We start from the raw sequence: 26,262 nt of genomic DNA, 5'->3' as shown, positions 1-26,262 counted from the left end.
CAATGGAGGTCCGGATGTTCATGCCCAACAAACGGCTGCAATACACGGTTCGCGTCGGCACGACCAATCCCGGGCTCGCGAATCTGATGCTGGAGCAGTTCGGCGGTCCGCAAGGCGACCTGGCCGCCGCGATGCGCTACTTCACCCAGGCCGTTGCGGAAGAAGACCCCGGGCGCAAGGACATGCTGTTCGATATCGCCACCGAAGAGCTGAGCCATCTCGAGATCATCGGCTCGATCGTCGCGATGTTGAATCGCGGCGCGAAAGGGGAACTCGCCGAAGCGGTCGAGCAGCAAGCCGAGCTTTATCGCAAGCTCAACGGCGCCGGCAACGACAGTCACCTGACCCAGGTGCTATACGGCGGCGGACCGCCGCTGACGAACTCCGGCGGCGTCCCGTGGAGTGCCGCGTACATCGACACGATCGGCGAGCCGACCGCGGACCTGCGCTCGAACATCGCGGCCGAAGCGCGCGCGAAGATCATCTATGAACGGCTGATCAACGTCACCGACGCGGCAGCCAACGCGGCGGGCGACATCGAGACCCGCCAGGTTTGCGAGCAGATTCTGCCGCAGGAAATCGAAATGGCGAAGTGGCTGCTTGAGCACCTGCCGGAGACGGTCACGCAATTCCTTGGCCGCTCTGCTGCGGACCGCGACGAAGCGAAAAGGTAGACACACGTGGGATTCGAGACGCGCAATCGCGTCGCCAAGTGAGCACTTTGGCCTTTGCGGCGCGGTCCGCATCGGACAGCGGAGTGGCTTCGCCGTCAGCGTTATCGGCAAGGCGATCGCGACAATCAACCTGGAGCATTGCGAATGGCAAGCCAGCCCCGAACAAACGACGATCACCCGGCAGGACATGCGTCGCCCCATCTCGATGACGAGGAGCGCGACCAGGCTTCCGCGCACAGTTCACCTCGCGCGCTGGTGATTCACGAGATCATCCGGGAGGAAGGCGAGACGGCGCTTGGCCGCAAGCCGCTCGCGCTGCTGTGGTCCGCGTTGGCGGCCGGGCTGTCAATGGGTTTTTCGTTTCTGACCCAGGCGGTGCTCGAAAGCAAGACCTCGTCGCCCGGTCACGGCGGCATCTCGCTGACTGGCGCCGCAGGCTATTGCGTCGGCTTCATCATCGTCGTGCTCGGGCGCCAGCAACTATTCACCGAAAGCACGTTGACCGTGCTGCTGCCGGTCCTGACGAGGCGCAGTCTGCCGGTTGCCGCTATCGCGCTGCGGCTATGGGTGATCGTACTGGCCGCGAATCTGGCCGGGACATGGATCTTCGCCGGAATCCTTACGATGCCGACGTCGTTCGGGCAGAAGCTTGCTCCGGTTCTCGACCAGTTGTCGCAAGCCCCGTACGGCTCCACCTTTGCTTCCACGACGATGAAGGCGGTTCTCGCGGGCTGGCTAATCGCGCTGATGGTCTGGCTGCTGCCGAGCGCGAGATCCGCCGCCGTGCTGATCGTCGCGGTCCTCACGTATGTTGTTGCAGTGTGTGATCTGGCGCATGTGATTGCTGGCTCAGTGGAAGCGGCGTACGCGGTGCTGCGCAGCCATGCCGCCGTGCAGGACTACCTGCTGCGATTTTTCGCGCCGACGCTGCTAGGTAACGTGGTCGGTGGCGTCGCGCTCGTCGGGCTGCTGAACCATGCGTCGATCGCGCCCGAGATGACAGGCCGCGACGGCTGATCTCGGCCACGCGCAGCGCATCACCACCCGAGCCGACATGAACCAGGCCCCGCCAACGATGCTCTTTGACGGCACGAGCCGTGCTACGCGGATGGGTACGTAGTTCCCGGAGCGCTTCCCAAACTGGAGATCGTCATGAAGCTGATAGTGGCAGGAGTGGGCGTAATTTCATTGATTGCCGGCGCTTACGCGTTTGCGCAAACCAATACCGGCAGCGTGCAGCCGAAGCAGGATGCTCACAGCGCGCAGCCGGGTACCGCCGGGCAGAGCATGAGCCGTGCCGCGGACGCCGGTACCGGCAAACCGGCGAGTGGCACATTGATGCAAAAACGCGAAAGTGGCATGTCGCCCCAAGGCGCGTCCGGCTCTAACGCGACCGGCGCGATGAAGCAGTGACGACAACGCGAGGCACAGCTCCTTCGTGAGTGGGACCACGGAGGCACGCACGAAAGGAGATGCCGAATGCTGGTCGGTCGATGCGCGCGCGGCAACCGTTGCGATGTGACCGATGGATCTCATCGGCCCGCCATATCGAGGCATGGCTAATGCTCGGCCGAAAGTGCATTTCAACAATGCTTCGCCATCGTGATGTACTTGTGTGTCAATGATTTGCGGCCGACACAAATGACAATCGGCTCGCGTTACATAAGCGCCAAAGCGCTGCTGACCGACCGTCATTCCAACGACATCAACGCGTTCATGGAGCGACATGCGGCCCGCGTCGCGTTGGGACCGGGACGCTCTTTCTTTATTGTCGATCATCACCACTGGGCGCGCGCCTGGCGGAGCATGGGAATCGACAACGTTCCGGTGAGAGTTGTGGCTGATTTCGCTGCTTTGGAGACCGACGAGTCTTGGGAACACGTGAGGCAAAGGCATTGGCTACACCCGTTCGATGATCGTGGCTTGCGACGCGCGATCGGCGAAATGCCGATGTCGCTTTCAGCAATGATGGACGACCCCTATCAAAGCCTCGCGGCATTTGCGCGACGTGCTGGCGCCTACCGCAAACCAAAGCGTGCGTACGAGTCGTTTCTGCGGGCAAGCTTCTTCGGGACGAGATTGCGTTTGCCGGCCTAGCCAGAGGAACATGGTTCGGTTTCGCGTTTGCGCCGTACTGTGCCGATCCCTCCCGAGCGCCCGCAGCAACTCGAGCTGGTGGCCGATTCGAGACTGCGCAGCCGAAATGGCATCGTCTGCCTGCCGGAGGTCGCGAATTTCGTCGTGCAGATTCATTGCGCCCTCCTGACGCCGAATATCGGTAGTTTATGGAGGTAGCAACATGACACCAACGGATACATGCAGGTTTCTGGACTCGCTCGGCGACGAAGCTCGAATCCTCGCGTTGAAGCACTTCAGAACGAGGTTCGACGTTACAACGAAGTCCGACGCGACCCCCGTCACAATCGCGGACCGCGAGATAGAACGACGGCTTCGTGAACTAATCTTGTCGCGGCATCCATCGCACCACCTTGTCGGCGAAGAGGAAGGCGGCGAGACTGGAGACGGAACAACCTGGGTGATTGACCCCATCGACGGCACGAAGAGCTTCGTATCGGGTCTTCCGCTGTTCGGGACGCTTGTCGCGGTACTCGAAAGTCGACTTCCTGCCTACGGCCTGATTGAAGTCCCAGCACTGCGTGAGCGCTGGATAGGCTACGGCAATAGCACCGTTCTCAATGGCACTCCGTGCAAAGTCAGTTCATGCACGCGATTGCGCGATGCCCGACTCTGCACAACGGACCCACAGATATTTATCGGTGAAGCGTCACGGGCCTTTTCAACGCTGTCGCGTTCTGTCGCAATCTCCCGGTTCGGAACCGACTGTTACGGTTACGCCTTGTTAGCCTCGGGTTACATTGACCTCGTTGTCGAAGCAGACCTGGAAATTTACGATGTGATGGCGCTAGTGCCTGTCGTTCGGGGCGCGGGTGGCATCGTTACTACCTGGTCGGGTCATCCAATCACTGAACGTTTCGATGGTACGGTCGTCGCGGCTGCGACTCCCGGGTTGCACACCGAGGCGCTTGGAGTCCTCGGAAAATCGTAATCGCGTCACCGGCGCTACATTGGCCAAAAAATTACAGCGACATCTGCATCAACGGATATAAGGTCAGATGCAAGGTGCCCACGTCGGACACCTGCACACTGACAGGCGTGGCCGACCCCACTTCGCGGGCCGAAGCAGGTTTGTACGCGTCGTTTAGCTTGGATGCTGCCAGGTTGCTAGCGCTGATTAGCGAAACAGGCACGGGGGATGCGCCACGTAAAAAATAGCCCATTCCATCCTGGAGAGAGATCATGGCCGCAAGCACACAGTCCAGCGTCTACAAGGTTACAGAAATTGTCGGCACGAGTCCGACTTCCTGGGAGGAGGCTGCGAAAAATGCTGTAGAAACCGCTGCTAACTCGCTTCGTGATTTGCGAATCGCCGAAGTCTGTAAGCTCGACATGAAGATCGACAACGGCAAGGTGGTTGAATATCGGACCCGGGTGTCCGTGTCGTTCAAGTATGAGACTTGAGAGTTCGGCTGATCGCAAGACGTGACGAACTCGAACGTGGCGCGCCGGGCTGCGGGTGGAAGGTGGACCGCTGAAGCATCCGGCCAATCCAATCCATGATGGCGCGAGCGCGCTGGAAAACCGCGCACAAATGAAGCCAAAACTGCAGCCCACGCCAAACACCGCGAGATTGGCTACGACGCGGTTAACCCGCCCTTTGTAAATCTGGGGATCTCAGAGTGCACATAGCAGACAATAAAGACCGCGAGCAATCCAGCGATGAACGACATGGCCGCAATCATTCGACCTTCCTCTCCTGCAATAGTCGCGACTCCGGATTGCTAATCGCTAGAGAGAGCGCGACGGCGGAATATGCGTTGAAATGATCTGCGGCGTCGATGCGCGGCGCTCTTTTTTTGTCCCCAAAATCGTGCCCGTTGCAGCACGGGCCTGAGAGAGAACGAAAAACTCCCTAACTTTAGGAATTTGAGGGAAGTCTGTTACGCTGCGCGCTTCACCACCCTTGCATTGAAACAATGGAAATCCCATTCAACGATCGCGGCGTGTCAGTCACGCGCAACGCCCTCTCGGCCGCGGGCCAGGTCTTCCCGCTGCGCGATATCGTCGACGTGCAGGTCATGACCGTGCAGAAGAACAAGGTCGTGCCGCTCGTGATCTCGGTGGCGGGGCTGATCGGCGCGATCGTCGGCGGTGTGCTGCATTCGGCTTCGGGGCTCGTATCCGGGGCGATGCTGGTCGTGGTCGGCTGGCTGACCTGGGTGACTCAGGACGTCACGCATCGGTTGATGGTCAAGACGGCCGACGGTGAGCGCGAGGCGCTGATGAGCACGGATCGCGAGTTCGTCGAACGCGTCGGCGAGGCCGTGCATCGGGCGAAGGCGGCGGCTGCCGCGCCTAAGGCATGACGCGGCGCGTCGATCGAACATGAAAAAGCCGTGCGCGACTGGTCGACGCCAGCCCCGCACGGCTTCTCCAGTTCAGTCCAGACTGAGCGGATTCACGCGCCAGATATTGCGCGCATACTCGCCGATCGTGCGATCCGACGAGAACTGCCCCATCCCCGCGACGTTCTCGATCGCGCTTTCGGCCCACGCGTGCTTGTTGACGAAACGGGCATCCACTGCGTTCTGCGCTTTCGCGAACGCGTCGAAATCGGCGAGCACCATATAGTGATCGCCCCAATCGACCAGCGTGTGAAAGATATCCGAGAAGCGCAGCGGATCGTCCGGCGAGAAGAAGCCCGTACGAATCTGATCGAGGGCGGTGCGTAATGCTTCGTTTTCCTCGTAAATCTGCCGCGGCCGATAGCCGCTTGCGCGCAGATCGTCGACCTCGTCGGCGGAGTGGCCGAAGATGAAGATGTTCTCGCGCCCCACCGCGTCGCAGATTTCGATGTTCGCGCCGTCCATCGTGCCGATCGTCAATGCGCCATTGAGCGCGAGCTTCATATTGCCGGTGCCCGACGCCTCGGTGCCGGCCATCGAGATCTGCTCGGACAGATCGGCCGCCGGAATGATCAGCTCGGCCACGCTCACGCCGTAGTTCGGCACGAACACGACCTTCAGCCTGTTGCCGATCAGCGGATCGTGATTGACCTTCTCGCTGACGTCGCCGATCAGCTTGATGATCGTCTTGGCCATCCGGTACGCGGACGCGGCCTTGCCCGCAAACAGTACGACGCGCGGCACCCAGTCGCGCTCCGGATTCGCGCGAATCTCGTTGTAGCGCACGATCACGTGCAGCACGTTGAGCAGCTGGCGCTTGTATTCGTGAATGCGCTTGACCTGCAGATCGAACAGCGCGTTCGGATCGAAGTGCAGCTTGGTGTGCTGCGCGAGCCGGTGCACGAGCCGCAGCTTGGCCTGTCGTTTGGCCTCACGGAACGCGTCGACGAACTCGTCGTCCTTGCGCAGATTGCGCAGCTGCTCGAGCTCGAACAGATTGCTGCGCCAATGCGTACCGATGCGCGCGTCGATCAGCGACGACAGCGACGGACTCGCCTGTGCGAGCCAGCGGCGCGGCGTGATGCCGTTGGTCACGTTGGTGAAGCGGTCAGGGTAGAGACGCGCGAAGTCGGCGAAGATGTCGCGCGTCATCAGCTGCGAATGCAGCTTCGACACGCCGTTCACCTTGTGACTCGCGACGATCGCCAGATAGGCCATGCGCACGCGCCGCTGCCCGTATTCGTCGACGAGCGAAATGCGGCGGATCATATCGACGTCGTGGCCCGATTGCTCGCCGACGTGCTTCAGAAACTGCGCGTTGATTTCGAAGATTATCTCGAGATGGCGCGGCAGCAGCCGCGACAGCATTTCAACATCCCATGTTTCGAGCGCCTCGGGCATCAGCGTGTGATTCGTGTACGAGAAGATCTGCGTCACGTGTTTCCACGCCTTGTCCCACGGCAGGTTATGCACATCGACGAGCAGGCGCATCAGCTCGGGAATCGCGAGCACCGGGTGCGTGTCGTTCAGATGCACCGCGACCTTCTCCGAGAAGCGTCCGAACGTGCTGTGCGTGCGCTGATAGCGGCGGATCAGATCCTGCATCGTCGCCGATACGAAGAAATACTCCTGGCGCAGCCGCAACTCGCGGCCGGCCGGTGTGGAGTCGTCCGGATAGAGCAGCCGCGACACGTTCTCCGACATGTTCTTGGTGTCGACCGCGTTGCGGTAGTCGCCGCGATTGAACGCGCCGAGGTCGAGTTCCTCGGTCGCGCGCGCGGACCACAGGCGCAGCGTGTTGGTCGCGTCCGTCGCGTAGCCGGGGATCACGGTGTCGTACGCGGTCGCGTTCACATGCTCGGTGTCGATCCATTCGGTCTTCTCGCCGCGCTGCACGGTACGGCCGCCGAAGTGCACCATGTACTTGATTTCGGGCCGCGGAAATTCCCACGGGTTGCCGGCGCGCAGCCAGTAATCGGGCGCCTCGACCTGCTCGCCGTCGATGATTTCCTGGCGGAACATGCCGTACTCGTAACGGATGCCGTAGCCGAAGCCCGGAATCCCGAGCGTCGCCATCGAATCGAGAAAGCACGCGGCGAGCCGCCCGAGGCCGCCGTTGCCGAGCGCGGCGTCGGGCTCGATGTCGATCAGCGCGTCCATGTCGACGCCGAGGCTCGCGAGCGCCTCCTTCATCTGATCGTGGATGCCGAGCGCGAGCAGCGCGTTGGTAAAGGTCCTGCCGATCAGAAACTCCATCGACAGGTAGTAGACCCGCTTCACGTCCTGCTCGTATTGCAGGCGCGTGGTCTTCATCCAGCGCGCGACGAGCCGGTCGCGCACGGCGAGCGCGGCGGCGTGCAGCCAGTCGTGCGGGTGAGCGGTGATGGCGTCCTTGCCGACGCCGTACATCATGCGATTCGAAATTGAGCGCCGTAGCGCGTCGACGGTACTGTGGAGCTGGTCGAATTCCAGATCGACGGTCGTCATCGAAGCCTCCGGGAAGTTCGACAAGGCAGACGCGAACCGCACGGAAGACGGACGGGAGGCGCGTGCCTGTCGGAACGGTTAAAAAAACAGAGTAGAACATTTTGCGGATCGCGCACATCGCTGCGCGAGCGGATGGTGACGCATATGCCGTGCCCGGCGGATCCGCCAATTGCCGCGCGATGGCGTGCGGCCGATGCCCGGATGCAGTGCAAAACCGCACATCGATTATTTTTTCGATGCATGACGGGGGAATGAAGCCGCGAATTCCCCAATTGTGTGATCGCATCGGGCCGCCTGTTCTGCCGGACGGTTTGTGCGGATGCGAATTCGATTTGATGTAGGGCGCGCACCGATTTGGAGATGCCGGCGGGGGTTGACGGTTAGTTGCGTTGCCGGCAGATCTCAGCGCCTCATCTTCGCCCGCCTGCCCGCCTCTCTGCACGATCGCGCCGTCTCTGCAACAATCGCGACGTTGCGCCGCACAAGCCGCCACGCTCATCCGCCGTGGTCCGGACAGCGCGCCACCTCGCCCACAACAAAACCGCCGTGCGCGCGTCGCCTCTCCTGAAGCGGCCAACGCCGGCATGCCCAACCCGACGAGCCACGCCTTGTCCGATAAGCTCAGCCCCGCCGTCGGCGTCCCCACGCCGGCTCTCCCCGCCGACGGCCCGATGTCGGCCGCCAATCGCCGCGCGATGGCCGCGATCATGCTCGCCGTCGCGCTCGCCACGCTTGATACCGCGATCGCCAACACCGCGCTGCCCGCAATCGCCGGCGACCTGCACGCGGCGCCGGCCGCGTCGGTCTGGATCATCAACGCGTACCAGCTCGCGATGGTCGCGACGCTGCTGCCCCTCGCCGCGCTCGGCGATATCGTCGGGCATCGGCGCATCTATATCGGCGGCATCGCGCTGTTCACGCTGAGCTCGCTCGGCTGCGCGCTGGCGCCGACGCTGCCGCTGCTTACCGCCGCGCGCATCGTGCAGGGCCTGGGCGCCAGCGCGATCATGAGCGTCAACACCGCGCTGATCCGCTATCTGTACCCGCCGCATCGGCTCGGTCGCGGGCTCGGCACCAATGCGCTGATCGTCGGCGTGTCGTTCGCGGTCGGGCCGACGGTGGCGTCGCTGATTCTGTCGGTCGCGACGTGGCCGTGGCTGTTCGCCGTCAACGTGCCGCTCGGCGTGCTCGCGCTCAGCTTCGCGATGCCGGCGCTGCCGCATACCACGCAGGGGCGGCATCAGTTCGATCCGGTGGCGGCCCTGCTTAACGTGGTCACGTTCGCCGCGCTGATCTTCGCGCTCGGCGAGGCGGCGCAACGCGCGTCGATGCAGATCGTGCTCAGCGCCACGGCGATCGCGGTCGTGTTCGCGCTGCTGCTGATTCGCCGCGAGGCGGGTCACTCCGCGCCGATGCTGCCCGTCGATCTGTTCAAGCGGCCGGTGTTCGCGCTGTCGGCGGTGACGGCCGTCTGCTCGTTCGCCGCGCAGAGCCTCGCATTCGTGTCGCTGCCGTTCTATTTCGAGGACGTGCTGCTGCGCAGCCAGGTCGAAACCGGCTTCCTGATGACGCCGTGGCCTGTCGTGGTCGCACTCGCCGCGCCGCTCGCGGGCGGCCTGTCGGACCGCTATCCGCCGGGGCTGCTCGGCGCGGTCGGGCTCGCGGTGCTGTCGGCGGGGATGGCCTCGCTGGCGATGCTGCCCGCCCATCCGCACGTGCTCGACATCGGCATCCGCATGGCGATCTGCGGCGCGGGCTTCGGCTTTTTCCAGTCGCCGAACCTGAAGGCGCTGATGGCGAGCGCGCCGCCGGAGCGCAGCGGCGGCGCGAGCGGCATCGTCGCGACCGCGCGGCTAATCGGCCAGGCGACCGGCGCGGCGTTGGTAGCGCTGTGCTTCGGCATCGCCGGACGCCAGCATGGGCCGACGCTCGCGCTCGGCCTCGGCGCGTTCTTTGCCGGCGCCGCGAGCCTCGCGAGCGGCTTGCGGCTCTTCGCGCCATCGCATCGCGCGGGCGTGCAGGCGAAGGCGGCGGTCAAGTGAGATGTGCGCCGGACGGCGCGTGAGACGAGGATAAAGCTTGCATGAAGCGCGGCTCGAACGAACCGCGCATGAGTTGAAGCCGGTGCGGGAAGACGAGGCGGCAACTATGCGAGCAGCCTCGCTTCCGACCATTGCGGCGCGATCAACGTGCCGCGAAATACCCTTTCACCGCGGCAATGAACGTGTCGATATCGTCGCGCGACACATCCATGTGCGTGACGAAGCGCGACGCATACAGCATCTGCGTGAGGATGCCCCGCTCCTTGAGCCACGCTTCGAGCGGCGCGCAATGCTGTTGCGGAAACTGCGCGAACACCATGTTCGTCGCGACCGACTGCACCTTCACCTGCTCGATGCTCTCCAGCCCCGCCGCCAGATGCGCGGCGTTCGCGTGATCGTCGGCAAGACGCTCGACGTTGTGATCGAGCGCGTACAGGCACGCCGCCGCGAGCACGCCAGCCTGGCGCATGCCGCCGCCGAGCACCTTGCGCCAGCGATGCGCGACGTCGATCAGCGCGCGGCTGCCGACCAGCACCGAGCCGACCGGCGCGCCCAGTCCCTTCGAAAAGCAGATCGACACCGAATCGAACGGCTCGGTGAGCGCCGCGACCGGCTTGCCCGACGCGACCGCCGCGTTGAACACGCGCGCGCCGTCGAGGTGGGTCGCGAGGCCGCGCTCGCGCGCGAGCTGCGTCGCGTCGGCGACGTACTGCTCCGGCAGCACTCTGCCGCCGATCGTGTTTTCCAGCGCGAGCAGCCGCGTGCGAGCGAAGTGATCGTCGATCGGCTTGATCGCGGCGGCGATCTTCTCGAGCGGGATCGAGCCGTCGGCGGCGTTTTCGAGTGCCTGCGGCTGGATGCTGCCGAGCACGGCCGCGCCACCGCCCTCGTATTTGTAGGTGTGCGCGAGCTGGCCGACGATGTATTCGTCGCCGCGCGCGCAGTGCGCCATCAATGCGGCGAGGTTGCTTTGCGTGCCGCTCGGGAAGAACAGCCCCGCTTCCTTGCCGGTGCGCTCGGCCAGCGTGGCCTGCAGACGCAGTACGGTGGGGTCGTCGCCCCAGACGTCGTCGCCGACTTCGGCCGCAGACATCGCCGCAAGCATCGGCGGAGTCGGGCGGGTAACGGTATCGCTGCGCAAATCGATCATTGTGTGTCCCTGTGCGTCCATGGATGACAACCTACGGCAGCCGGCCGCGCGTGCATTCCGGGAGGAACGCGTACGCGCCGGCAAACGAGCCATACAGTGTATTCAATTCAGGCGACGCTGAAAATCGGCGCGTCCCCGCAAGGCGCGCCGATCCGGCTGCGAGGAGTCGATAGACGCTAAATCAATAGACGCGACGGGGATGCTCAGCCGCCGGACTTCGGAAGCCACTGCAGCGGATCGACCGGCTGGCCGTTCTGGCGCACTTCGAACTGGATCGACGCCGCACCGCGGCTATCGACCCCGACCTCGCCGATCGTCTGCCCTTGCGCGACCGCGTCGCCTTCCTTGACGAGCAGCTGGCTGTTCTGGCCGTACGCGGTGATCAGCGAGTCGTTGTGCTTGATGATGATGAGCGGGCCGTAGGCTTCGATGCCGGTGCCCGCGTAGACCACGCGGCCGGTCGCGGCGGCCTTGACCGGATCGCCGGGTTGCCCGCCGATCACGATGCCGTTGGACTTGCCCGGCGCGAACGCGCGCAGGACCGGTCCGCGCAACGGCCATTGCAGCACGCCCTGCTGCGGCCCGGCCGCGGGGGCCGGCGCACCGGGGACTGCGCCCGGCGGCACGTTCGCCGTCGCGCCCGGAGCGGCCGGCGCACCCGGCGCCACCGCAACCGGCGGCGCGACCACGCTGCCCGAGGCCATCGGCGGAGAAACGCGCAGCACCTGGCCGGGCGCGACCGCCGCGTTGACCGGCAAGCCGTTCCAGGCTGCGATTTCCTGCAGCTTGCGTCCATAAGCCGAAGCGATGCCGGCCAGCGTGTCGCCCGGATTGACACGATAGAAGCCGGCGGGAACCGGGACGTTCGCGAGGCTGGTCGCGCTCGACGGCGCGTTGTTGTAGAACGGCGTGCTTTCCCACGGCATGGTCGTGCAGCCGCCGATCGCCACGCCGAGCGCCGCCGCCATCAGCACGCGGATCGCCGTCGGTTGCCATTGTTGTGTCATCTGATTTTCCTCGACGTGTGTCTCGTTCCGATTCAACCGACGCCTTAGCAATTGCCGTTCCGCCACGCTCGCATAAGATCGCGGCTGTCTGTAGCCGCCTGGATATTATGCGCGCGCACCATACGCACGCCGCGCTGGCGCGCGCGGTCAAACTGCCGCGTTCTTCAGACGCTTCCCTGCGTTTCGACGACCAGCACGCGTGCCGTACCGAGCGGATGCGCGACATGCTCGGTGCCGACCGTCGCGTAGAACACGTCGCCGGTTTCGAGCACCGTCGAACATTCGACGCCGTCTTCGCGATAGCGCATCTCGACGCGCCCGTCGAGCACGGCGAACACTTCCTCGCCGTCGTTCACGTGCCACTTGTACGGCTGGTCGGTCCAATGCAGACGCGTGGTGATGCCGTTCATGTTCGCGATGTCGAGCGCACCCCAGGCACGCGGCGCGGTAAAGCTTTTGCTGCGGATGATCTTCATGGTCGATGAGCAATTGGCAGGCGCGCAAATCCCGCGGGCGGCACCGTCCGCCCGCGGCGACGGCGCTTGCACGGCTGGCCCTATTATAGGTCGCATGGCCCGCGCGTCTCGGCGAGGGACCTGCCACGGCCGATTCGTCCGATTGTTGCGGGCAATCGGCCATCGCCTATACTCAGTCAAGCCGCGCGGAGCAGTACACGACAACGTTGGGATTCTGGGAGGAATCGAGGATGAACAAAGCCACCTTTCTGGCCGTGCAACTCAACGTCGACGATGTGGCGGCGTCTGCCGGCCTCGTCGAACTGCTGAACACCCATCTGATCTTCGCCGCCGACGTCGCCGAGGCCGCCGATGCGCTCGTGCAACTGGCGAGCGTCGCGAGGCTGTCGAGCGGGGTCGAGGCGAGCGTCGAGCTGCCCGCGGTGGCGATCGAGCGTCTGCGCGAGGCGCTCGACAATCTGAGCGGCTACGACGAATCGTGGCTGCTCGCACTGGAGCCGAGCCGCGCGCTGTTCGACGACATCGGTCGGCGGCAGCGAACGCTGCATTGACGCGAATCCGCCGCAGCACGGCGCCGTAAACGACAAAACGCCATCCGATCGAACCGGATGGCGTTTTTTCTTGCCCGCCGCGCTCGCGCTACTCCACGACGCGGCGTCTACAGCGGACTACGACTTCCAACTACACCTGCACACTTCTACTGCGATTAGTTGCCGAAGTACACCGAGTTACGGTTGGCCTTCGCCGGAAGGACGGCGGGGCCTGCTTGCGACGTGCCGACAGCCGGAGCGCCGTAGCCGCTGGTGTCCGCGCGGTTGGCTGCGACGGCGGTGCCGCGCTGCGCATCGACGCGTGCTTGCGCTGCCTGGATATCGACCGGGTAGTTGACGTCGTTGGCGGACGGGTTGTAGCCGGCCTTTTCGAGTTGGATCAGTTCAGCGCGAACCTGAGCGCGGGTCACCGGCTGGCTGGCTTGAGCGAACGAAGCGACCGGAACAACGAGGGCGGCGGCGATTGCAACTGCGGAAATCAGGGTCTTCATGATTAACCTCCAAATGACTTGTTGTGTGGTGCGCTTCGGGGTTTCTGCTTTTCCCTCAGCGATTGAAAACAAGTTTAGAGGCGTCACGATCTAGGGTAAACTCTATTCCTCCTGGCGCAATAATCGTTTCGCATTTGCTCAAGCTTACAGATAACCCACGATGTATCTGGTAATAATGCAAGGCTCCGTTGCTGATCCCAGATGAACAACGGCCCGGCGCGCTGTCACCATCACGCGCGCCGGGCCGTTTTTTCGACCGCTTAGCTCCACTGCGCGTGGAAGCTGCCCGGCTTGTCGATGCGTTCGAACGTATGCGCGCCGAAGAAGTCGCGCTGCGCCTGCACGAGGTTCGCGGGCAGACGCTCCGAGCGGTAAGCGTCGAAATATGCGATCGCCGACGCGAACGCCGGCACCGGCACCCCTGCGTTGACCGCGGCCACCACGACTTCGCGCAACGCCGCCTGGTAGTTCTTCGCGATGTCGCGGAAGTACGGATCGAGCAGCAGGTTCGCGAGCGCCTTGTCCTTCGTGTAGGCGTCGGTGATCTTTTGCAGGAAGCGCGCGCGGATGATGCAGCCCGCGCGGAAGATCTTCGCGATCGTGCCGTAGTCGAGATCCCACTTGTACTCTTCCGACGCTGCGCGCAACTGCGCGAAGCCCTGCGCGTACGAGATCACCTTGCTGAAGTACAGCGCGCGGCGCACCGATTCGATGAACGCCTCTTTCGCGCCTTCGAGCGGCTTGGCCTGCGGACCTTCGAGCACCTTGCTCGCGGCCACGCGCTGCGTCTTCAGCGACGACAGCACGCGCGCGAACACCGCCTCGGTGATCAGCGGCAGCGGCGCGCCGAGGTCGAGCGCGTTCTGGCTGGTCCACTTGCCGGTGCCCTTCTGCGCGGCACGATCGAGGATCACGTCGACGAGGTCCTTGCCGGTTTCGTCGTCCTTCTTGCTGAAGATCTTCGAGGTGATTTCGATCAGATAGCTGTCGAGCTCGCCCTGGTTCCACTCGGTATAGACCTTGCCGAGTTCCTCGTTCGACAAGCCGACGACCTGCTTCAACACCGCATAGCTTTCGGCGATCAGCTGCATGTCGCCGTACTCGATGCCGTTGTGCACCATCTTCACGAAGTGGCCCGCGCCGTCCGGTCCCATGTACGCGACGCAGGGCTCGCCGTCCGGCGCCTTCGCGGCGATCTCGGTGAGGATCGGCGCGACGAGGTCGTACGCGTCGCGCTGGCCGCCCGGCATGATCGACGGGCCTTTCAGCGCGCCTTCCTCGCCGCCCGACACGCCGGTGCCGATGAAATGCAGACCCGCCTTCGCGAGTTCCTGGTTGCGGCGGATCGTGTCGGTGAAAGGCGTGTTGCCGCCGTCGATCAGGATGTCGCCTTTTTCGAGCAACGGCTTGAGCGAGGCAATGGTTGCGTCGGTCGGCTCGCCGGCCTTGACCATCATCAGAATGCGGCGCGGCTTTTCGAGCGAGTCGACGAACTCTTCCAGCGTGAAAGCCGGCACCAGTTTGCGGTCCGGATATTCGGCGATGAGTTCGTCGGTTTTCGCGCGGCTACGGTTGTAGACCGACACCGCGTAGCCGCGGCTCTCGATGTTGAGCGCCAGATTGCGGCCCATCACCGCCAGCCCCACCACGCCGATTGCCTGTTTGCTCATTTGAATTCTCCAGAGTCCAATAAATGTCGTGGCGCCGCGCTGCGAAAACACCGGCGCGGCGTCGAGGGTGAAAGGATAAAAGAAATGCGCGCTTGCCGCTTGATGGCGGGCAAGCACGCCAGTTGCTCGTGCTGCTGCGGTGCTCCTGCCGTGCTCCAGCTTGCGCGTAACGCCAGATAGACAGGTATTGTGCGCGCGTCGGCGCTTGCGCGGAGGGTTCGGATTGTGATCGGACTGAGGTTTGGCGGACCCCATGAACGAATACGCGACCCGCCGATCTACCCGCTACCCTGCCCGCTTCCTCAACACCAGACTGAAGTTGTTCGCGGGCATCGCGACCACCCGTTCGCACGTGAGCCCGGCCGCGTCGCCGAGCGCGACGACCGCTTCCATATCGCGCACGCCCCATCCGGGATCGCGACTCTTCAGCCACTGCTCGAACGCTTCGTTGCTCGGCGCCGTATGCGCGCCGCCACGCCGGTAAGGACCATATAGATAGAGCACGCCGCCGTCGACGAGCCGCCGCCCCGCGCCGCCGACGAGTGCCTGCGACGCGCTCCACGGCGAGATGTGGATCATGTTGATGCAGACCACCGCATCGAGCGCATCGACGCCCCAGTCCGGCTGATGCACGTCGAGCGCGAGCGGCGCGCGCACGTTCGCGAGCCCCGCGTGCGCGGTCCACGCGGCAATCGACTCGCGCGCTTGTTCGTCGGCATCGCTCGGCTGCCAGTCGAGACCGGGCAGCGCGCGGGCGAACCAGATTGCGTGCTCACCGGTGCCGCTCGCGATTTCGAGCACACGGCCGCGCGCCGGCAGCGCATCGCGCAGCACGGCGAGGATCGGTTCGCGATTGCGTTCGGCGGATGGCGAATATTGCCGGGCGTCGGTCATGGTCGGCCTTGCGTTCTGGTTTTGCGATGTGCGTTAGTACAGCGTGGCGCGCACGCGTTCGGGAAGCTCGCGATCGTAGGCGGCCGCGTCGAATTGTTCGCCGTCGTTCGCGGCGATGATGTGTTGCAGGATCTCGCCCGCGCTCGGCAGTTCCGAGCGCTCGATATGACGCGCCGGCTCCCACAGCTGCGAGCGCACGATCGCCTTCGAGCAATGAAAGTACACGGCATCGACGTCGATCAGCAGCACGGTGCGCGGCAGTTTACCGGCGACCGCGAAACTGTCCAGCAGCGCCGCGTCGTTCGAGACTCGGCCGCGGCCGTTTACGCGCAAGGTCTCGCCGATACCCGGAATCACGAACAGCAGCGCGAGGCGCGGATCGGCGATGACGTTGCGCAAGCTGTCGAGCCGGTTGTTGCCGGGTCGGTCCGGCAGCGCGAGCGTGCGTTCGTCGACGACGCGCACGAAGCCCGGCGCATCGCCGCGCGGCGAGCAGTCGAGACCGGCGGGGCCGCTCGTCGCGAGCACCGCGAACGGCGCGGCCGCGATGAACGCGCGGTAGTCGTCGTTGACATAGGGGATCTCTTTGCGCAGCGAGCGCTCGGCTGGCTGTGCGTAGAGAGCTTCGAGTTGTTCGATCGTCGTCAGCATGCGGTTTCCTCGGGTTTTAATTGTGATTCGCGGAACGTACTCGTTTTCAATCGCCCGCCAGCAACGCAGCGAGCGCGCTCAAGGTATCACCGCACGGCGCGGCCACCTTCAGAGACAACAGCGGATCGGCGCGGGTACGGCCCAGATTGATCGCCGCGATCGGCTTGCCCTGGCGCTGCGCCCACACGCAGAAGCGGTAGCCGGAATACACCATCAGCGACGAGCCGGCCACCAGCACCGCGTCGGCCGCATCGAGCGCATGCGACGCCGCAACGACCCGCGCCTTCGGCACGTTCTCGCCGAAGAACACCACCGACGGCTTCAGCAGCCCGCCGCAGTTCGAGCATGCCGGCACGCGAAAACCGCCGAGATCGTGCCACTCGAGATGCGCGTCGCCATCGGCGGCGGCTTCTGCCGTGACGTCGAGCAGCGCGGGGTTGTCGGCTTCGAGCGTCTGCTGGATCGCTGCGCGCGAATGCTGCATGCCGCAGTCGAGACAACTGACTCCGTCGATGCCGCCGTGCAGCTCGATCACGTCGCGGCTGCCCGCGCGCTGATGCAAGCCGTCGACGTTCTGCGTGACCAGCGTCGGCACGTGACCGGCCGCTTCGAGCCGCGCGAGCGCGACATGCGCGGCATTCGGTTGCGCGCGCGCGACCAGCGGCCAGCCGACCATGCTGCGCGCCCAGTAGCGCTGACGCATCGCCAGCGTGCCGAGGAACTCCTGCAACGTGATCGGCGGCGAGCGCTTCCATGCGCCGTTGTCGTCACGATAGCCGGGGATGCCGGAGTCCGTGCTTATGCCCGCGCCGGTCAGCACGAACAGGCGCGGATGACGCTGCACGAAGCGATGCAGATCGTCGAGCGTGTGCGGGTCGGCGAGGGATTCGGTCGGCGTGAACTGAAGGTCGGTCATGACGGGGACGTGGAGTTGCTTGTGCGCATCAGCGGTGTGGGTTCGGTTTGCCGCGCCTGGCGGCCGAGCGACGCGCGTCCGCTTGCAGCTTCGACTTCGCGCCTTGCGTGTCGGGCCGCCGCGCGGGCCGCGCTTTCTGCGCCTGCCGCTTCTGCCACGCAGCCAGCGCGATCTCGTAGCGCTCCAGTGCTTCGTCGTAGAGATCGAACACGCACTGCGTGCAGCCGCTGTGACAGCAGTCGTCGAGATCGGGCCGCACGGGCGGCTGCGGCGGCGGGTCGTCGCTGGGTTTGGCGCGGGGCACGGCGCGTGGCTTTGCTTCGAGAGACGGCGGAGCGCCCAGTATAAGTTGAACGCGCGCGCGCCGCTCCCGGTTGCGAGACGGTGCTGCGCGCCGCTCAGCCGCGCCCGACGAACGGCATCTTGCTCGCCATGATCGTCATGAACTGCACGTTCGCCGACAGCGGCAGGCTCGCCATATGCAGCACCGCATCGGCGACGTGCTGCACGTCCATCAACGGCTCGACCGCGATCTCGCCGTTGGCTTGCGGCACGCCCCGCGCCATCCGCGCGGCCATCTCGGTTCCCGCGTTGCCGATGTCGATCTGCCCGCACACGATGTCGTATTTGCGGCCGTCGAGCGACACCGCCTTCGTGAGCCCGGTAATTGCGTGTTTGGTCGCCGTGTAGGCGGCGCTGTTCGGACGCGGCGCGTGCGCCGAGATCGAGCCGTTGTTGATGATGCGGCCGCCGCGCGGGTTTTGCGTCTTCATCAGGCCGAACGCCGCGCGCGTGCACAGGAATACGCCGTTCAGGTTGGTGTCGACGATCGAGCGCCATTCGTCGATGCTCACTTCGTCGAGGTCGACGGGCGAGCCGTTGCGTCCCGCGTTGTTGAACAGCACGTCGAGCCGGCCGAAGCGTGCGCGGATCGTGTCGAATAGGGCGGCGACGCTGTCGGCGTCGGTCACGTCGCACGACACCGCGAGCGCGTCGCCGTGCTGCGCCTGCGCTTCCTGCGCGACCGCATCGAGTGCGGCCTGGCGACGCCCGGCGAGCACCACGCTATAGCCGTGCTTCGCAAGCGTCAGCGCGCACGCGCGGCCGATCCCGCTGCCCGCGCCCGTCACCAGCGCCACTTTGCCGTTTCCTGATTGCCACATCGCGCATCTCCTGTTGTATTGGCTCGGGACGCGCGCTTTTGCCGGCAACCGGTCCGATCGCCATCGACACGCGCGCCGCTTTTCGCTCCGCACCATACAACAGCGCCTCGGCGATCGCAAACCGCGGCAGTCTTTCAGCGCGCTTGCGGCCGGCACGTGGCCGCCGACCGTGGCACGTCGGCGCGCGCAACAGTGGTATCGTTCGCGGTTGCGCATCGCGCGCAAGATTCACAGCCTTCCGTGGACCGACGAAGGCGTACTGGAAGCACGTTTCGATGAATGAATACCCGAACCCGCAGCGCCGCTGGCCGCGCAGCCGCAACTCCGCACTGCTGAACGGCACGATCGGCTGGCACGTGATCGTGCTGATCGGCGTGGCTGTTGCACCGGCCGCGTGGCCATGGTGGCTCGCCGCGATCGTCGCGAATCACGCGCTGTTTACGATCACCGGATTGTTGCCGCGCACGACGCTGCTCGGACCGAACTGGACCCGCCTGCCCGCGAGCCCGCGCAACGAGGATGCGATCGCGCTGACCATCGACGACGGCCCCGACCCCGTTGTCACGCCGCAAGTGCTCGATCTGCTCGACGCGTTCGATGTGCGCGCGACGTTCTTCTGCATCGGCTCGAAGGTCGAGCGCTATCCGCAGCTCGCGCGTGAGATCGTCGCGCGTGGACATGCGCTCGAAAACCATTCGCAAGTGCACGTGCATACGTTTTCGGTCACGTTTCCGCACGCGTTGACGCGCGAGATCGCCGCCGCGCAACGCACGCTCGAAACCGTCAGCGGCGCGCGGCCGATGTTCTTCCGCGCGCCCGCCGGACTGCGCAACCTCTTTCTGGAGCCGGTGCTGCGCAAGCTCGATCTGCGTCTCGCCGCATGGACACGGCGCGGCTACGATACGCGCGAGCGCAACCCGCACGTGGTCGCGCGGCGGCTGCTCGATGGCCTCGCCGCGCGCGACATCCTGTTGCTGCACGATGGCAACGCCGCGCTGACGGTCGAAGGCCAGCCGCTGATTCTCGCGGTGCTGCCGAGCGTGATCGAAGCGGCGCGCGAGCGGCATCTGCGGTTCGTCACGCTGCGCGAAGCGCGCGTCGATGCGTGACGACGCGCGCGAAGTGACATTCAGCGCACCCAGCGCTACACGCGAAAATCCGCCGCCATATCCTCATCGGTACGCGCTTCGAGCTTGCCGCTGCGACACGCTTTGATGAACACCTCATAGTCGCGCTCGACCTGATCCGCATAAGCGCTCGCGTAGCCGCTCAGCGCTTCGGCGAACTGATCGCCGCGACCGATGTACGCGCTGATCTCGATCGCCTGCCCGCTCGCCTTCGCATGCGCGCGCGCCATGATCCAGCCGCATAGCCGCGCGTAGCCGTCGAGCAGATCGCTGTCGAACAGCTCGATATTCGCGGACAGCTTCATGTCGCGCAGTTGGCGGAAATAGAACTGCCGCCCGTGCGGTCCCGTTCCCCAGCCGAGGAACACGTCGCTCGCGGTTTGCAGCAGCCGCTGTCCTTGCACGACGCGCTCGCCCTGATGCTTGACCGCCGGCGACTTATAGAACTGCGCGATCACCGATGGCCGCGCCTCCTTCATCTGGAGGAACAACGGCTTGCCCATGTGATCGACGAGCAGCACGACCAGACAACGCGTGCCGACGCTGCCGACGCCGGCCACCTTGAACACGACGTCGTGCCTCGTGAAGTGATCGAGCAGTTCGCGCCTATCGTGCGACATCGACTTGCGGTACTCGCCCCACACCTGCTCGATCGTCTTTTCGACGTTGCCGGTCCGGTAGGTTTCGGTTTCCTCGGCCGTAAACAGCGTGTTCGCACCGAGCACATGAAACAGCGCGGGCGGCGTGTCGTGGATGGTCCAACGATTGCCATCGAACGACGCCATTTTTTCCAGCAGGCTTTCGTGCGTGCGGCTCGCGGCCTTTTCCATGGCGCGCCGCACCGCGCGCCGGCGCTCGGGCGCCAATGCGATCTCGGCCATGCGGTCGAACGTGATGCGGTCGTACCACAGGTCGAGCGCGCCGAACTGCGCGTATTGCGCGACGCGATCGCGATACGAGCCGACCGCGATCATCACGAGACTCTCGGCGGTGCCGCGGCTCAGGCGCATCTGCCGCGCAGCCACGACGAGGCTCGCGCACAAGCGTTTCAGGTCCCATTCGAACGGGCCGATCGAGACTTCGTCGAAGTCGTTCAGGTCGAAGACCAGCTGCCGCTCGGAAGTCGCGAAGCCGGCGAAATTCATCAGATGGCCGTCACCGCAGATCGGCATGCTGAGCCCGCTGTCGTGCACCTTGCTCAGATCGTGCGCTTGCAGAATCGCACTGCCGCGATGGAACGCAAACGGCGAGGCTGCCATGCGCCCATAGCGCAGCGGCACCAGATTCACGACGCGCTCCGCGCTGCTTTGCTTCAGCAGCTCGATCGGGTCGCGGTGCAACTCGCCGACCGCCCGATGGCTCGAGCGTTTCGAACGCTCGCGTGCGGCGCGGCCGCGCGCTTCCCGTTCGGCAATGGTGTTGGCTTTCATGCTTTCTCTCCGTTTTTGCTTTCCGCGCATCGCGTGGTTAAAACCGAGGGTTGCACGCGCGATCATAACGGGTTCGAAAACGGCATCGGTAAAAATGTTCCGGCGCTTTGCACGCACCCCGATTCGCGCTCATCGCACTCAAAAGCGGACAAACTTACCGACTTTCTGCAACCGAAACTAACCGTTTGGTGAAATTTCATTTTTTAGTCGCGCCATGCACTTCAGCAAACGCGAAGCGCGCCGTATACCCATCCATGCAGAGGTTCGCGACGCACGAAAAGCCCTTGAAAAAGGGCCCGTTCCGCATTGTTCACTAACGTGCGTCGCGCAAGGGAAAACGGAGAAAGCATGTTTGTCGCAATCGGGTGGGTGTTGGTAATCGGTTCTGTGATCGGAAGTTTTGTTGGCGTCGGCGGACATCTGCCGGCACTCGTACAGCCATTCGAATTGCTATGTATTTTCGGTGCGGCAATCGGCGCGTTCGTCGTTAGCAATCCGATCTCGACGCTGAAGAAAACCATCAAGGTACTTCCGTCGTGCTTCAAAAGCGGCGGCTATACGAAAGAGAAATATCTGCAGTTGATCGCGTTGCTGTATGAACTGCTGCAAAAGGCGCGCAAGGAAGGGATGATGGCGCTCGAAACCGACGTCACCAGCCCGGAAGAGAGCGTCATTTTCCAGAAGTACTCGCACGTGCTGGAGGATCATCATCTGCTCGATTTCATCGTCGACTATCTGCGCATGATTTCGGGCGGCAACGTCAATGTGCACGAAATACAGGACCTGATGGACGAGGAACTGGCCACGCATCACGCGGAAGCGTCGGTGGCGGCCAACGCGATCCAGAAGATGGCCGACGGCCTGCCCGCGTTCGGCATCGTCGCCGCGGTGATGGGTGTCGTGCACACGATGGGCTCGGTCGGCGCGCCGCCCGCCGTGCTCGGCGAGATGATCGCGGGCGCGCTGGTCGGCACCTTCCTCGGCATTCTGCTTGCGTATGGTTTTATCGGCCCCGTCGCCGATCTGCTGAACGCGAAGGGTCGCGCTGAAGCCAAGCCTTATCAATGCGTGAAGGCCGTACTGCTCGCATCGCTGTCCGGCTATGCGCCACCGGTCGCGGTGGAATTCGGCCGCAAGGTGTTGTTCACCGCCGACCGCCCGAGCTTCCAGGAACTCGACGACGCGGTGCGCGCGACGAAGATGCCGAAGTCGGCCTGACCCGGGGCGGCAACATGAGAGAGAAAAGATCGCGCGCGTCGCAGGTAGAGACGCCCGCGCCGGTCATCGTGCGCCGTTCGAGGAAGGTCGATGAGCACGGCGCGCACCACGGCGGCGCATGGAAGATCGCCTACGCCGACTTCGTCACCGCGATGATGGCGTTTTTCCTGCTGATGTGGCTGCTCGGCTCGACGTCGAAATACGACAAGCAGGGCATCGAGGATTACTTCAACACACCGCTGTCGAGCCTGCTCGGCGGCAAGGAAGGCACCGCAGCGGCGCGGCCGAGCGTCGTGCAGGGCGGCGGGCGCGATATCTCCGACACGCGGCCCGGCGTCGGCACGAAGAGCCAGAGTGAGCCGACGCCGCCGCGCGCCGCGACGCCCGCCGCCACGCCGATGGATGCCGAGCGCTTGCAGCAGCTGAAGGCGAAACTCAGCGCGCTGATCGAGCAGAGCCCCGTGCTGAAGGCGTTCAAGGACCAGATCCGCATCTCCATCACGAACGAGGGCCTGCGCATCGAGATCGTCGATTCGCAGAACCGGCCGATGTTCGCGTCCGGCAGTTCGAAGCTGCAACCGTACGCGGTCACGATCCTCGCGCAGATCGGCGCGGCGCTGAACGACGTGGACAACCGCATTTCGATCGCGGGCCACACCGACGCGGTGCCTTACACGGCCGGCCCCGAAGGCTACTCGAACTGGGAGCTGTCGTCCGAGCGCGCGAATGCCGCGCGCCGCGCGCTGGTGGCCGGCGGCATGCGCGGCGAAAAGCTGCTGCAGGTGCGCGGCCTCGCCGACGTGCTGCCGCTGAACAGCCATGTCTCCGACGAGCCGACCAACCGGCGCATCAGCATCCTCGTGCTGAACAAGGCCGCGGAGCAGGCGTTCTTCCATGACGGCGGCCGTAGCACGCTGGATGAATCGTCACCAGTGAGCGCGGCGCTTCCGGCCTTGTCGGCGCGGCTGCAACCGGATTTGCGACCCGCCACCGTCACCCGTAGTACCCCGTAGCATTTTCGCAACCGCCGGCTCGCATACGCGCGAAAGCACATGCGAGCGCGCGCGCACCGCGCGTAGAATCGAGCGCATGCGCCCTACTCTCGTTCCGCAGCGCGAATCCGAGCTGCCGCTGCATACGCCCAGTGTGTCGTCGCTGACGTTGGCGGCAGTCATTGCGCTGATCGCGTGGATGGCGATCCTCGCGCAAGCCGACCTGACGATCGATCGCACGCTCGCGCGCGGGCTCACCGTGTTCGATGCGCTCGCGCGCATGAGCAGTTACCTGACCAATCTGACGGTGCTCGCCAGCGCGTTCTGCTTCACCTGCGTCGCGCTGTGGAAGCACCGCTCGCCGCTCGTGCGCTTTTTCCGGCAGCCGACCGTCGTGACCGCGGTGGTCGCGTACATGGTGTTCGTCGGCATCGCGTACAACGTGCTGTTGCGCGGACTGTGGCCGCTGTCACCCTACCGGCGCCTGCTCAACGAGTCGCTGCACAGCGCGCTGCCGATGCTCGCCGCGCTCTACTGGGTGCTGTTCGTGCCGCGCTTCCATCTGCGCTTGCGCCACTGCCTGTTGTGGCTCGTCTATCCGCTCGCCTATCTCGGCATCACGTTCTGGCGCGGCAGCCTGTCGGATTTCTATCCGTATCCGTTCATCGACGTCGAAACCCTCGGGCTGCGCCAGGTGCTGGTCAATTCCGCGCTGCTGTTCGGCAGTTTTCTGATGGTGCTGGCCGTGTTCGTCGGCATCAATTCCAGGCGCCGACGATGATGTTCCAGCACATTCCATCTGGCCGGATGCGTTGCGCCGCGTTGCCGGGCGCACTTCTTGCACCCCTTTCGTCACTGACGCAGGCTGACGCCGCACTGGCGCGGCTTGCGCGGCGCCCTTGTGCGGGCGCGTTGCAATTGCAGCGCGCCCGCACGTAAATATGACAACAGGAGCGATGCATATGGACACGAATTCAGCGGCAGGCGCGGTAAAGGAAGTCGCCGGCAAGGTGCAAAGCGCGGTCGGCGACGCAGTCGGCGACACCAGCGCGCAGGTGGCAGGCAAGGCGCGCGAATTGAGCGGCAAGGCGCAGCAGTTATGCGCGAACACGACGAGCCTCGTGCGCGACACGACAGCCGAAAACCCGTTCACGACGCTGGCTGTCGTCGCACTCGCCGGGTTCGTGATGGGCGCGCTGTGGTCGCGCGGCGGTCGCGACTACGACTGATGCAGGCGCGGCGCCGGATCTTAGGCGCCGATCGACAGTGCGAAGCAGTCGCACCAAGGCGGGCGGTCCGCGGGAAGCGGATCGCCCGCTGCTTTACTAGCCGCTCTTCTTCTTGCGGCTGGGACCCATCTCCAGTTCGATCCACGTCGGCGCATGGTCGCTCGCATGCGGTTCGCCGCGCACCCAGCGGTCGACGCCCGCATCGCGCAGACGCGGCGCGAGATCCGCGCTCAGCAGCAGATGATCGATGCGCAGCCCCGAATTCGTGTCCCAATGACGGCGAAAATAATCCCAGAACGTGTACACACGCTCGTCGCCGAAATGCGTGCGCAGCGCATCGGTCCAGCCTTGCGCGAGCAGCTTGCGATAGCGCTCCCGGCTCTCCGGCTGCAACAGCGCGTCCTTTAGCCACGAGCGCGGGTTGTAGATGTCTTCGTCGGTCGGCACGACGTTGAAGTCGCCGGCGATCACGACCGGGTGGCCGCTCTCGTACAGCTGCGCCGCATGCGCGATCAGATGATCGAACCACGCGAGCTTGTAGTCGAACTTGGGGCCGGGCTGCGGGTTGCCGTTCGGCAGGTACAGACACACGATCAGCACGCCGCCGACCGCGGCCTCGATGTAGCGGCTGTGCGTGTCGTCTTCGAAACCGGGCAGACCGCGCCGCCGCTCGAGCGGCGCGTCGCCTTTGGCCAGAATCGCCACGCCGTTCCATGCACTCTGGCCTTGCCACACCGCGCCATAACCGGCTTCGCGCAATGCGCCGACGGGAAACGCGCTATCCACCGCCTTCAGTTCCTGCAGACACACGACGTCCGGCGCCTCGCGCTCGAGCCATTGCAATAGCGCCGCCTGGCGCGAGCGGATTCCGTTGATGTTGAACGTCGCAATGCGCAGCTTCGCCATGATCGTCCCTCCGTCGCCTATGGCACCGAGCACCGACCCCATTTTGGCCCGGCTGGCCCGTTGCAAATTTATCACCCGCAACTTTCCATCCTGCTCGAACCGGTCGACATCCGCAGCGAAGCTGCCCGCAAGTCTGATGAATGGCGCTGAAAGCAGATGCTAATTGGAAGGTAATAGAATGTGTATTCGATTATAATTTTGTGCGCCAGTGAGCCGTCGGTACGACGGCAGCTTCTGGCGAGGCGGGTTGCCCGCCTGCTTTTTACTGACTGACTTGAAATCGTTTCAATGGAAGCTGCAATGAACGCTGCCCCCGCATGCCCGCAATGCGCAATGGAAAACACTTACCCTGACGGCACGCTGTACGTGTGCGCGGACTGCGGTCACGAATGGTCGGCAAACGCCGGCGCCGATGCGAGCGATGAACCCACCGGCAGCGTCGTCAAGGATGCGAACGGCAACGTGCTGGCCGACGGTGATTCGGTCGTGCTGATCAAGGATTTGCGCGTCAAGGGTTCATCGATCACGCTGAAGATGGGCACCAAGGTGAAGAGCATCCGGATCGTCGGCGGCGATCACGAAATCGACTGCAAGACCGACGCCGGCAGCTTCATGCTTAAGGCCTGCCTTCTGAAGAAGGTTTGACGGGCCGTTCGCCGTTGGCGGCCCCGCTCCGAAGCGCGGTCCGCAGTGCATGATTCAAT

The 26,262-nt window shown here is 64.4% G+C and carries 28 protein-coding genes; 15 read left to right on the top strand and 13 right to left on the bottom strand.

The window, feature by feature from the left end; translation table 11 throughout:
* Positions 1-14: 14 nt before the first annotated feature.
* The 7 genes from ACLFKU_RS20945 (at position 15) to ACLFKU_RS20915 (ending at position 5,119) form a co-directional block, all read left to right on the top strand.
* The gene (locus ACLFKU_RS20945) at positions 15-674 is read left to right on the top strand and encodes a DUF892 family protein (protein ID WP_410850322.1); all 660 of its coding nucleotides are present in this window, start codon (positions 15-17) and stop codon (positions 672-674) included.
* A gap of 144 nt (positions 675-818) precedes the next feature.
* Positions 819-1,691: a formate/nitrite transporter family protein gene (locus tag ACLFKU_RS20940; RefSeq protein ID WP_410850321.1), complete on the top strand. Its 873-nt coding sequence runs from the start codon at positions 819-821 to the stop codon at positions 1,689-1,691.
* Positions 1,692-1,826: 135 nt separating this feature from the next.
* A complete protein-coding gene (locus tag ACLFKU_RS20935) occupies positions 1,827-2,087 on the top strand; it encodes a hypothetical protein (RefSeq protein ID WP_368584704.1) in 261 nt (86 codons plus the stop codon).
* 228 nt (positions 2,088-2,315) lie between these two features.
* Positions 2,316-2,771 (top strand): ParB/Srx family N-terminal domain-containing protein, encoded by a 456-nt coding sequence (locus ACLFKU_RS20930; protein WP_410850320.1) that lies wholly within the window; start codon positions 2,316-2,318, stop codon positions 2,769-2,771.
* A gap of 202 nt (positions 2,772-2,973) precedes the next feature.
* Positions 2,974-3,741, top strand: a complete 768-nt coding sequence (locus ACLFKU_RS20925; protein ID WP_410850319.1) for an inositol monophosphatase family protein — start codon at positions 2,974-2,976, stop codon at positions 3,739-3,741.
* A gap of 251 nt (positions 3,742-3,992) precedes the next feature.
* Positions 3,993-4,214 carry a dodecin family protein gene (locus ACLFKU_RS20920; RefSeq protein ID WP_176120751.1) on the top strand — a complete coding sequence of 74 codons (222 nt, stop codon included), beginning with the start codon at positions 3,993-3,995 and terminating at the stop codon, positions 4,212-4,214.
* 515 nt (positions 4,215-4,729) lie between these two features.
* Positions 4,730-5,119, top strand: a complete 390-nt coding sequence (locus ACLFKU_RS20915; protein ID WP_368584700.1) for a DUF6232 family protein — start codon at positions 4,730-4,732, stop codon at positions 5,117-5,119.
* 72 nt (positions 5,120-5,191) lie between these two features.
* On the opposite strand, the gene ACLFKU_RS20910 is transcribed toward ACLFKU_RS20915, so the two are convergent.
* Positions 5,192-7,645 carry a glycogen/starch/alpha-glucan phosphorylase gene (locus ACLFKU_RS20910; RefSeq protein ID WP_368584699.1) on the bottom strand — a complete coding sequence of 818 codons (2,454 nt, stop codon included), beginning with the start codon at positions 7,643-7,645 and terminating at the stop codon, positions 5,192-5,194.
* A 671-nt stretch (positions 7,646-8,316) separates the two neighbouring features.
* Here ACLFKU_RS20910 and ACLFKU_RS20905 point away from each other — a divergent pair.
* Positions 8,317-9,687, top strand: coding sequence for an MFS transporter (locus ACLFKU_RS20905; RefSeq protein ID WP_410850393.1), 1,371 nt, complete (start codon positions 8,317-8,319; stop codon positions 9,685-9,687).
* 142 nt (positions 9,688-9,829) lie between these two features.
* Here ACLFKU_RS20905 and ltaE read toward each other — a convergent pair whose 3' ends face one another.
* The 3 genes from ltaE to ACLFKU_RS20890 form a co-directional block, all read right to left on the bottom strand.
* Positions 9,830-10,837 carry a low-specificity L-threonine aldolase gene (gene ltaE, locus ACLFKU_RS20900; protein WP_410850318.1) on the bottom strand — a complete coding sequence of 336 codons (1,008 nt, stop codon included), beginning with the start codon at positions 10,835-10,837 and terminating at the stop codon, positions 9,830-9,832.
* Between the two features lie 203 nt (positions 10,838-11,040).
* A complete protein-coding gene (locus ACLFKU_RS20895; protein WP_410850317.1) occupies positions 11,041-11,844 on the bottom strand; it encodes a peptidoglycan DD-metalloendopeptidase family protein in 804 nt (267 codons plus the stop codon).
* A gap of 164 nt (positions 11,845-12,008) precedes the next feature.
* Positions 12,009-12,320, bottom strand: a complete 312-nt coding sequence (locus tag ACLFKU_RS20890; protein ID WP_368584696.1) for a cupin domain-containing protein — start codon at positions 12,318-12,320, stop codon at positions 12,009-12,011.
* A 230-nt stretch (positions 12,321-12,550) separates the two neighbouring features.
* Here ACLFKU_RS20890 and ACLFKU_RS20885 point away from each other — a divergent pair, with 230 nt between their 5' ends.
* Complete coding sequence (locus ACLFKU_RS20885) at positions 12,551-12,871, top strand: hypothetical protein (protein ID WP_013091261.1); 321 nt, start codon at positions 12,551-12,553, stop codon at positions 12,869-12,871.
* A gap of 155 nt (positions 12,872-13,026) precedes the next feature.
* Here the strand turns inward: ACLFKU_RS20885 and ACLFKU_RS20880 are convergent, their stop codons facing one another.
* The 7 genes from ACLFKU_RS20880 to ACLFKU_RS20850 form a co-directional block, all read right to left on the bottom strand.
* Positions 13,027-13,362: a DUF4148 domain-containing protein gene (locus tag ACLFKU_RS20880; RefSeq protein ID WP_410850316.1), complete on the bottom strand. Its 336-nt coding sequence runs from the start codon at positions 13,360-13,362 to the stop codon at positions 13,027-13,029.
* A gap of 260 nt (positions 13,363-13,622) precedes the next feature.
* Positions 13,623-15,032 carry an NADP-dependent phosphogluconate dehydrogenase gene (gene gndA, locus ACLFKU_RS20875; RefSeq protein ID WP_410850315.1) on the bottom strand — a complete coding sequence of 470 codons (1,410 nt, stop codon included), beginning with the start codon at positions 15,030-15,032 and terminating at the stop codon, positions 13,623-13,625.
* 285 nt (positions 15,033-15,317) lie between these two features.
* On the bottom strand, positions 15,318-15,926 hold the full coding sequence (locus ACLFKU_RS20870; protein ID WP_410850314.1) for a DUF938 domain-containing protein: 609 nt from the start codon (positions 15,924-15,926) through the stop codon (positions 15,318-15,320).
* Positions 15,927-15,959: 33 nt separating this feature from the next.
* Entirely contained in the window at positions 15,960-16,577 is a 618-nt protein-coding gene (locus ACLFKU_RS20865) for a pyridoxamine 5'-phosphate oxidase family protein (RefSeq protein ID WP_368584693.1), read from the bottom strand.
* A 46-nt stretch (positions 16,578-16,623) separates the two neighbouring features.
* A complete protein-coding gene (locus ACLFKU_RS20860; RefSeq protein ID WP_410850313.1) occupies positions 16,624-17,493 on the bottom strand; it encodes an NAD-dependent protein deacetylase in 870 nt (289 codons plus the stop codon).
* Between the two features lie 28 nt (positions 17,494-17,521).
* Complete coding sequence (locus tag ACLFKU_RS20855; RefSeq protein WP_410850312.1) at positions 17,522-17,797, bottom strand: oxidoreductase-like domain-containing protein; 276 nt, start codon at positions 17,795-17,797, stop codon at positions 17,522-17,524.
* Positions 17,798-17,891: 94 nt separating this feature from the next.
* Positions 17,892-18,656, bottom strand: a complete 765-nt coding sequence (locus ACLFKU_RS20850; protein WP_368584690.1) for an SDR family oxidoreductase — start codon at positions 18,654-18,656, stop codon at positions 17,892-17,894.
* A 275-nt stretch (positions 18,657-18,931) separates the two neighbouring features.
* Here ACLFKU_RS20850 and ACLFKU_RS20845 point away from each other — a divergent pair, with 275 nt between their 5' ends.
* Entirely contained in the window at positions 18,932-19,765 is an 834-nt protein-coding gene (locus ACLFKU_RS20845) for a polysaccharide deacetylase family protein (protein ID WP_368584689.1), read from the top strand.
* 35 nt (positions 19,766-19,800) lie between these two features.
* Here the strand turns inward: ACLFKU_RS20845 and ACLFKU_RS20840 are convergent, their stop codons facing one another.
* Positions 19,801-21,213 (bottom strand): DUF2252 domain-containing protein, encoded by a 1,413-nt coding sequence (locus tag ACLFKU_RS20840; protein WP_410850311.1) that lies wholly within the window; start codon positions 21,211-21,213, stop codon positions 19,801-19,803.
* A gap of 348 nt (positions 21,214-21,561) precedes the next feature.
* Here ACLFKU_RS20840 and motA point away from each other — a divergent pair, with 348 nt between their 5' ends.
* The 4 genes from motA to ACLFKU_RS20820 all read left to right on the top strand — a co-directional run bounded on the left by motA (position 21,562) and on the right by ACLFKU_RS20820 (position 24,652).
* Complete coding sequence (gene motA, locus ACLFKU_RS20835) at positions 21,562-22,431, top strand: flagellar motor stator protein MotA (protein WP_410850310.1); 870 nt, start codon at positions 21,562-21,564, stop codon at positions 22,429-22,431.
* 14 nt (positions 22,432-22,445) lie between these two features.
* On the top strand, positions 22,446-23,444 hold the full coding sequence (motB, locus tag ACLFKU_RS20830; protein ID WP_410850309.1) for a flagellar motor protein MotB: 999 nt from the start codon (positions 22,446-22,448) through the stop codon (positions 23,442-23,444).
* A 76-nt stretch (positions 23,445-23,520) separates the two neighbouring features.
* A complete protein-coding gene (locus ACLFKU_RS20825) occupies positions 23,521-24,204 on the top strand; it encodes a Pr6Pr family membrane protein (RefSeq protein WP_410850308.1) in 684 nt (227 codons plus the stop codon).
* Between the two features lie 181 nt (positions 24,205-24,385).
* Positions 24,386-24,652, top strand: coding sequence for a CsbD family protein (locus ACLFKU_RS20820; RefSeq protein ID WP_013091250.1), 267 nt, complete (start codon positions 24,386-24,388; stop codon positions 24,650-24,652).
* A gap of 96 nt (positions 24,653-24,748) precedes the next feature.
* Here ACLFKU_RS20820 and xth read toward each other — a convergent pair whose 3' ends face one another.
* Positions 24,749-25,558, bottom strand: a complete 810-nt coding sequence (gene xth, locus ACLFKU_RS20815) for an exodeoxyribonuclease III (protein WP_410850307.1) — start codon at positions 25,556-25,558, stop codon at positions 24,749-24,751.
* Between the two features lie 300 nt (positions 25,559-25,858).
* Between xth and ACLFKU_RS20810 the strand changes: the two genes are divergently transcribed.
* Complete coding sequence (locus tag ACLFKU_RS20810; RefSeq protein WP_410850306.1) at positions 25,859-26,203, top strand: zinc ribbon domain-containing protein YjdM; 345 nt, start codon at positions 25,859-25,861, stop codon at positions 26,201-26,203.
* Positions 26,204-26,262 lie beyond the last annotated feature (59 nt).

It is taken from the genome of Paraburkholderia sp. EG304, assembly GCF_046543485.1.
Lineage (GTDB): Bacteria > Pseudomonadota > Gammaproteobacteria > Burkholderiales > Burkholderiaceae > Paraburkholderia > Paraburkholderia youngii.
This window is presented reverse-complemented; position numbering and strand designations above follow the sequence as displayed.